8 protein-coding genes are annotated in these 6,463 nt (G+C 72.3%); all 8 read left to right on the top strand.

From position 1 onward, the window contains the following. On the top strand, positions 1–780 hold a 780-nt coding region (locus VKG64_02865), incomplete at its 5' end, for a cytochrome c oxidase subunit 3 (GenBank protein HKB23970.1). Positions 781–792: 12 nt separating this feature from the next. Next, on the top strand, positions 793–1,101 hold the full coding sequence (locus tag VKG64_02860) for a cytochrome C oxidase subunit IV family protein (protein HKB23969.1): 309 nt from the start codon (positions 793–795) through the stop codon (positions 1,099–1,101). Positions 1,102–1,186: 85 nt separating this feature from the next. After that, on the top strand, positions 1,187–1,999 hold the full coding sequence (locus VKG64_02855; protein HKB23968.1) for a cytochrome c oxidase assembly protein: 813 nt from the start codon (positions 1,187–1,189) through the stop codon (positions 1,997–1,999). 16 nt (positions 2,000–2,015) lie between these two features. Beyond that, positions 2,016–3,326, top strand: a complete 1,311-nt coding sequence (locus VKG64_02850; protein HKB23967.1) for a UDP-glucose/GDP-mannose dehydrogenase family protein — start codon at positions 2,016–2,018, stop codon at positions 3,324–3,326. Between the two features lie 8 nt (positions 3,327–3,334). Then, the gene (locus VKG64_02845; protein HKB23966.1) at positions 3,335–4,270 is read left to right on the top strand and encodes a UDP-glucuronic acid decarboxylase family protein; all 936 of its coding nucleotides are present in this window, start codon (positions 3,335–3,337) and stop codon (positions 4,268–4,270) included. Beyond that, positions 4,267–5,196, top strand: coding sequence for an NAD-dependent epimerase/dehydratase family protein (locus VKG64_02840; GenBank protein ID HKB23965.1), 930 nt, complete (start codon positions 4,267–4,269; stop codon positions 5,194–5,196). Before VKG64_02845 ends, VKG64_02840 begins: the two co-directional genes overlap by 4 nt. Further along, a complete protein-coding gene (locus tag VKG64_02835) occupies positions 5,193–5,363 on the top strand; it encodes a Trm112 family protein (GenBank protein HKB23964.1) in 171 nt (56 codons plus the stop codon). The genes VKG64_02840 and VKG64_02835 overlap by 4 nt, the downstream gene beginning before the upstream one ends. Before the next feature lie 26 nt (positions 5,364–5,389). Further along, a complete protein-coding gene (locus VKG64_02830) occupies positions 5,390–6,448 on the top strand; it encodes an NDP-sugar synthase (protein ID HKB23963.1) in 1,059 nt (352 codons plus the stop codon). The last annotated feature ends 15 nt before the right edge of the window (positions 6,449–6,463 follow it).

Below are 6,463 nucleotides of genomic sequence, written 5' to 3'. Positions count from 1 at the left end.
GTTCCGAAGCCCGGAACCCTCCCCGCCCCGACCGCGCCCGACCATATCCATCTCCCGGCGCCGTCCCGCTGGCCCCTGCTGACGGCGCTCGGCATCGTGGTGCTCGCGATCGGCGCGCTCACCCACCTCGCCGTGGTCCTGGCCGGCGCGCTCTTCACCGTCGTCTGCGTGTTCGCCTTCGCGCTCGAGCACCACGAGAACCGGGCCCACGAGCACCAGGTCGGCAACCTCGGCGTGGACCACCGGAAGGTCGCGCTCTGGGTCTTCCTCGGCTCCGAGTGCTTCTTCTTCGGCACGCTCATCGCGACGTACCTCGCCTACAAGGGCCGCAGCGTCGTCGGGCCCGAGCCGCACCAGATCCTCAACATCCCGCTCACGACGATCTCGACCTTCGACCTCCTGATGTCGAGCCTCCTCATGGTGTTGGCACTCGCGGCGGTGCAGCGCGGCGACCGGCGGCAGGCGCGCCTGTGGCTCCTCGGCACCGCGTTCTTCGGCCTGATCTTCCTCGGCTTCCAGGCGTACGAGTTCACGGACTTCGTCCGTGAGGGGCTGACGCTCCAGCAGAACCTCTTCGGCTCGACCTTCTTCGTGCTCACGGGCTTCCACGGCGGGCACGTGACCGTCGGCGTGATCTGGCTCCTCGCGCTCTGGATCCTCGACCTGCGCGGGCGGCTCGGCCGCGCCGACGCGGTCAAGGTCGAGATCGCGGGGCTCTACTGGCACTTCGTGGACGTCGTGTGGATCGCCATCTTCACGCTGGTGTATCTCATCCCGTGAGGACCGACCCGAATGTCTGACCACACGCAGGCGGGCACGCACCCCACCGTCTGGACCTACGTCAAGGTCGCGCTGGTCCTCACCGGCGTGACGGTCCTCGAGGTGGGCGCCATCTACATCCGGCAGCTCACGCCGATCATCGTGCCGCTCCTCCTCGTGATGTCGATGGCGAAGTTCGCGCTGGTCGTCCTCTTCTTCATGCACCTCCGCTACGACTCGCGCGCGCTCGCCGTGCTCTTCTGTCTCCCGCTCGTGCTCGCGACCGGGATCGCCCTCGCGCTGATGACGCTCACCGGCGCCTTCCTCCTCTTCGGCAAATGATGAATCGCTGCAAGCCGAACGGAGCCACCGCGCACCTCGTCTCAGGCCACCCACCGACGGCACCGGCCCCGCGGACCCCGCTACAATGACGCCGCCCGCGTTCGCGTGGACGTCCGGCGAGATCCACGGCGACGTCATGCTCGGCGCCGGCCTCCTGGGCCTCGCCTACGCCGTCGCGTGGGCGCGCGGCCCGCGGGGAGGGGCCGGTGCGCCCGTGCGGTTCTTCGCCGGCCTCGGGGCGCTCCTCGCCGCGCTCAACGGCCCGCTCCACGACCTGAGCGACTACTACCTGTTCAGCGCCCACATGGTGCAGCACCTGCTCCTCACGCTCGTCGTCGCGCCGCTCCTCCTGTCCGGCACGCCGGGCTTCATGCTCGATCGCCTCATCGGGCCCCTGCGGCGCTGGGCGCTGGGCCGATTCGCGCTGCGCGTGGCCACGCGACCGCTCCCCGCGCTCGCGCTGTACTCGGTCGCGCTGATCGCCTGGCATCTCCCCGGCCCCTACGAGGCCGCGCTCGTGCGCCACGGCTGGCACGTCGTCGAGCACCTCGTCCTCCTCGCCACGTCGGTGCTGGCGTGGTGGCCGGTGCTCTCCGCGTCCGCGCTCGCGCCGCGGCTCCACTACGGCGCGCAGATCCTCTACCTCTTCGCGTTCGGGATCCCGATGACCGTCGTCGCCTCGATGATCACGGGCGCCGAGCGCGTGCTCTACCCGTACTACGCGGCCGCGCCGCGGCTCTGGGGGCTCGAGCCGCTCGCCGACCAGCGGCTCGGCGGCCTCATCATGTGGGTCCCGGCCGGCCTCATCCCGCTCGCGGCGTTCACCGTGGTCTTCTTCCGGTGGGTCGCCGCCGAGCCCGACGAGGAACCCGCGCCCGCCGGAAGACCTCTGCTATGATCGAATCCACGCGCTCATGAACATCTGCGTCGTCGGCACCGGGTACGTCGGGCTCGTCACGGGCGCGGTCTTCGCGGATCTCGGCAACGAGGTCGTCTGCGTGGACAACGTCGAGAAGAAGATCGCCCAGCTGCAGGCCGGCAGGATGACGATCTACGAGCCCGGCCTGGAGGAGATGGTCGCGCGCAACGTCACCGACGGGCGGCTCACGTTCACCACCGACCTCGTCACGGCCGTCCGGCGCTCGGTCATCGTCTTCATCACGGTCGGCACGCCGGCGAAGGACACCGGCCAGACCGACCTCGCCGCGGTCGAGGCGGTCGCTCGGCAGATCGCGCACGCGATGGAGCGCTACACGGTCGTCGTCAACAAGTCCACGGTGCCCGTCGGCACCGGCGACCTCGTGCGCGAGGTGATCGAGCGCCACCAGCCGACGCCGATCCCGTTCGACGTCGTCTCGAACCCCGAGTTCCTGCGCGAGGGCTGCGCGATCGAGGACACGCTCCGGCCGGACCGCATCGTCATCGGCGCCCCCAACCAGCAGGTCGCGATGACCTTGCTCGAGCTCTACGCCCCGCTCGAGCGGCCGATGATCATCACCGACGTGCCCTCGGCCGAGATCATCAAGTACGCCTCCAACGCGTTCCTCGCGACCAAGATCTCGTTCGTCAACGTGATCGCCGACATCTGCGAGCTCGCGGGTGCGGACATCACGCAGGTGGTGAAGGCCATGGGGCTCGACCCCCGCATCGGACCCGCGTTCCTGCAGGCCGGGCTCGGCTACGGCGGGAGCTGCTTCCCCAAGGACACCGACTCGCTCGTCCACACCGCCGCCACGCTCGGCGTGGACTTCGCGCTGCTCCGGGCCGCGGTCGAGATCAACCAGGAGCGCGCCGGCCACTTCGTGCGCTCGGTCGAGAAGGCGCTCGCGCCGCTGGACGACAAGCGCGTCGCCGTCCTGGGCCTCGCCTTCAAGCCGAACACCGACGACATGCGCGAGGCGAAGTCCGTCGAGGTGGTCCGGCACCTCGTCGAGCTCGGCGCGACCGTGCGCGCCTACGACCCGGTCGCGGGTGCGAACGCGCGTCCGCTCCTGCCGCCGGGCGTCGTGTACTGCGAGTCGCCGTACGCGGCCGCCGCCGGCGCCGACGGCGTCGTGCTGGTGACCGAGTGGAACGAGTTCAAGCTGCTCGACCTCGAGCGCCTCCGCGCCCTCATGCGGCGCCCCGTCGTCTTCGACGGACGGAATCTCTGGGAGCCCGAGCGGATGCGACGCCTGGGCTTCGAGTACCACTCGATCGGCCGCAGGCCCGTCCTGCCCTCCTGACGTCCGCCATGCGGGCGCTCGTCACCGGCGGCGCGGGGTTCATCGGCTCCCATCTCTGCGAGTTCCTCCTCGGCCAGGGCTGGGAGGTCGTCTGCATGGACAACTTCGTCACCGGGTCACGGGACAACGTCGTCGCCTTGTCGCCACGACGCGGCTTCACGCTGATCGAGCACAACGTCACCGAGTACATTCACCTCGACGGGCCCCTCGACTGGGTCCTGCACTTCGCGAGCCCCGCCTCGCCGCGGGACTATCTCGAGCTGCCGATCCAGACGCTCAAGGTCGGCGCCCTCGGCACCCACAACGCGCTCGGCGTCGCCAAGGCCACGCGCGCACGCTTCCTGCTCGCCTCGACCTCGGAGGTCTACGGCGATCCCCTCGTGCATCCGCAGCGCGAGGACTACTGGGGCAACGTGAACCCCATAGGCCCGCGTGGCGTCTACGACGAGGCCAAGCGCTTCGCCGAGGCGATCACGATGGCCTACCACCGCGCCCACGGCGTGGACACGCGCATCGCGCGCATCTTCAACACGTACGGTCCCTCCATGCGGATCGACGACGGGCGCGCGATCCCCGCGTTCATCACCCAGGCGATCGCGGGCAGCCCGCTCACCGTCTTCGGCGACGGCTCGCAGACGCGCTCCTTCCAGTACATCTCCGACCTCGTGGACGGCCTCTGGCGTCTCATGCGGGCGGCGGTGAACGAGCCCGTGAACCTCGGCAACCCGCAGGAGATGACGCTCCTCGAGCTGGCCAAGCGGATCGTCAGGCTCGCGGACTCGCGGAGCGACATCGCCTTCGGCCCGCTCCCCGTGGACGACCCCAAGGTCCGCCAGCCGGACATCGCCCGCGCGCGCGCGCTCCTCGGCTGGGAGCCGCGGGTGGACACCGACGAGGGGCTGCGCCTGACGATCGACTGGTTCCGGAAGACGCGGCGGCCTTGAGGATCCTCGTGACCGGCGGCGCGGGGTTCATCGGCTCGCACGTCGTGGACCGCCTGCTGGCCGACGGCCACGCCGTCGACGTCGCCGACAACCTGAGCACGGGCCGCCGCGGGCAGGTGAACCCGACGGCGCGCCTCTTCGTCTGCGATCTCCGGAGCGCGCGGCTCGACGCCGCGTTCGCCGCCGCGCGGCCGGACGCGATCGCGCACCTGGCCGCGCAGGCCTCCGTGCCGCGCTCCGTCGCCGACCCGCGCTTCGACGCGAGCGTCAACGTGCTCGGCACCCTCGCCGTGCTCGAGGCGGCGCGCCGCACGGCGGTCCGCCGCGTCGTCTACGTCTCGACCGGCGGCGCCGTGTACGGCGACACCGACGCGCTGCCAACCCGCGAGGACCACCCGACGCGGCCCGCCTCGCCCTACGGCGTGTCGAAGCTCGCCGGCGAGCGCTACCTCGACTGCTGGGCGGGGCTCACCGGGGCGTCCACGCTGGCGCTGCGCCTCGCGAACATCTACGGCCCGCGCCAGGATCCGCGCGGCGAGGCCGGCGTCGTCGCGATCTTCGCCGCGCGGCTCCTCGCCGGCGCCGAGTGCGTCGTCAACGGCGACGGCGAGCAGACGCGGGACTACGTCTACGTCGGCGACGTCGCGGACGCCGTGGCGCGCGCCCTGGCGCATCCCGAGGTCACGGGCGCGGTCAACGTCGGCACGGGCGTCGAGACCACGGTGAACGAGCTCTACGCGCGGCTCGCGCGGCTCGCCGGCGTGACGCGCCCGTCGCGCCACGGCCCGGCGCGGCCCGGCGAGCAGCGGCGGAGCGTGCTGGACGCGACGCGGGCGAAGCAGACCCTCGGCTGGACGGCGGCGACCCCGCTCGACGCGGGGCTCGCGCGAACCCTCGAACACATACGGAAGGAGGCGCGTGCATGATCGACGACGAGCTGAAGGCGATCCTGGTGTGCCCGGCGTGCAAGGGCGACCTGGTCTTCGAAGCGACGCGGATCATCTGTCCCAAGTGCCGCAAGGCCTACCCGATCCGCGACGGGATCCCCGTGATGCTGATCAACGAGGCCGAGGCCTGGTCGCCCGGCAGCTAGTGGCCGGCGGCGGTCCGACCCAGGCCGTGATCCTGGCCGGCGGCCAGGGCACGCGTCTGCGTCCGCTCACGCTCGCGCGGGCCAAGCCGGTCGTGCCGCTCCTGAACCGCCCCTTCCTCGCCCACCAGCTGGCGCTTCTCCGCGCCCACGGCGTCGTGGACGCGATCCTCGCGTGCTCCTACCGCGTGGACGACGTGCGCGCGGCGCTCGGCGACGCCGAGCACCTCGGCGTCACGCTCCGCTACGTCGTGGAGAAGGAGCCGCTCGGCACCGGCGGCGGCGTCGCGAACGCCGCCGACCTCGCGGCGGGCACGGTCTTCGTCCTGAACGGCGACGTGCTCACCGACGCGGACCTCACGGCGATGCGCCGCTTCCACGAGGCGCGCGGCTCGCGCGCGACGATCTTCCTCACGCGCGTCGCCGACCCCCGCCAGTACGGGCTCGTCGAGACCGACGCCGAGGGGCGCGTCGCCGCGTTCCGCGAGAAGCCGGGGGCGGGCGAGCCGATCACGACCGACACCGTGAACGCGGGAGTGTACCTGCTGGACGCGGCGCTCCTCCGGCGCATCCCGCGCGACCGGCCCGTGTCCATCGAGCGCGAGGTCTTCCCCGGGCTGATCGCGGAGCGCGTCCCCTGCTTCGGCTGGTCGGCGCCCGCGTACTGGCAGGACATCGGCACGCCCGCGGCCTACCGCGCCGCCCAGATGGACCTCCTCGAGGGCCGCGCGCGCCTCCTCCTGGCGCCCCCGGGCGAGCCGCGCGACGGGAGCTGGGTCGGGGCGGGCGGCACGGCCGCGGCCGGCGCCGCCGTGGTCGCGCCCGCGGTGATCGGTGCGCGCGTCACGCTCGGCGGCGGCTGTCGGGTCGGCCCGTCGACCGTCGTCGGCGACGGCTCGACGATCGGCCCCGAGGCGCGCGTCGAGGGCTCCGTGCTCTGGGAGCGGGTCGAGGTCGGCCGGGGCGCGGTGCTGCGCGACTGCGTCCTCGCGAGCGATGTCCGGATCGGCGCCCACGCGCGCGTCGGCCCGGGCGTGGTGCTGGAGTCCGGCGCCGTCATCCCCGAGCGCGCGACGCTCAGCCGCTAGAGCGCCTGTGCGCGC

Source organism: Candidatus Methylomirabilota bacterium (genome assembly GCA_035260325.1).
Lineage (GTDB): Bacteria > Methylomirabilota > Methylomirabilia > Rokubacteriales > CSP1-6 > AR19.
The sequence above is the reverse complement of the archived record's forward strand: the minus strand, read 5'-3'. Positions and strand labels throughout refer to the sequence as shown.

Coding starts and splice junctions, on each gene's coding strand:
- VKG64_02860 (HKB23969.1), top strand. CDS start 793: ATGTCTGACCACACGCAGGCGGGCACGCACCCCACCGTCTGGACCTAC.
- VKG64_02855 (HKB23968.1), top strand. CDS start 1,187: ATGACGCCGCCCGCGTTCGCGTGGACGTCCGGCGAGATCCACGGCGAC.
- VKG64_02850 (HKB23967.1), top strand. CDS start 2,016: ATGAACATCTGCGTCGTCGGCACCGGGTACGTCGGGCTCGTCACGGGC.
- VKG64_02845 (HKB23966.1), top strand. CDS start 3,335: ATGCGGGCGCTCGTCACCGGCGGCGCGGGGTTCATCGGCTCCCATCTC.
- VKG64_02835 (HKB23964.1), top strand. CDS start 5,193: ATGATCGACGACGAGCTGAAGGCGATCCTGGTGTGCCCGGCGTGCAAG.